The organism is Psychrobacter sp. 1Y4 (assembly GCF_051847555.1).
This window is the reverse complement of record NZ_JBPYDE010000303.1, coordinates 1-870: the sequence shown is the minus strand read 5'-3', so window position 1 is coordinate 870 and position 870 is coordinate 1. Positions and strand designations below refer to the sequence as shown.

The 870-nt window shown below is 42.0% G+C and carries 1 protein-coding gene; it reads left to right on the top strand.

The genetic code is table 11. The features are described 5' to 3' along the window. A partial coding sequence (locus ACS8FC_RS15940) for a sugar transferase (protein WP_439297488.1) occupies positions 1–870 on the top strand: 870 nt, incomplete at both ends.

Here is an 870-nt window from a genome sequence, read left to right as displayed (position 1 = left end):
CGTTTCACACAGTTTCCAGGACAACGCTCCGTTGTTACTGTATTACCTACATTACTAGCGAGTGGATTAATTGTAGGGTTGTTACTACTTGTTTTTCGTGTCCCATATTCTGTCTACTACTTATCTTTGAGTGCAGCCCTAGGGTTACTATTTTGTTTCATCTCGCAGATCTATCTGCGAGCCGTCACCCAAGTGACTATCGGTTACGTTCCTTTAGGTCGCTGCCAAAATCTATTGGATATTGGAGGTGTACGCTGGGTTGAGCTGACACCTTGTTTTGAGCTTGCTAATAATCGACGCTTACCCTTTCATGCAGTAGTAGCTGATTTAGCTGATGAAGGATTGTCAGCAGAGTGGGAGCAGCTATTAGCTGAAACGGCTTTGCAGGGTACGCCAGTCTATAATGTATTACAAGTCAGAGAGTCATTGACTGGACGTCTGCCAATAAAGCATCTATACGAGAACAATCTAGGTTCGCTATTACCCTCGCAGAGCTATCTACTGACAAAGCGTTTGTTAGATACGTTAGTTATATTGATTACTGCTCCTATAGTAATACCTTTGGCTTTACTAATAGCTATGATAATAAAGTGGCAAAATCATTATAGTAATGTGTCTATATTATTTACTCAGCAGCGTATAGGACAAGGTGGTAAGCTGTTCACTATGTACAAGTTTCGCAGTATGATAGCGAACGCTGAGACCAATGGGGCACAGATGGCGACTACTGACGATATGAGGGTGACAAAATTCGGTAGCTTTATTAGGCAGACTCGCCTTGATGAATTACCGCAATTTATAAATGTCTTGAAAGGTGAGATGAATCTCATTGGTCCTAGACCTGAGCAGTTGGACTTTGTTGAGCAGTTT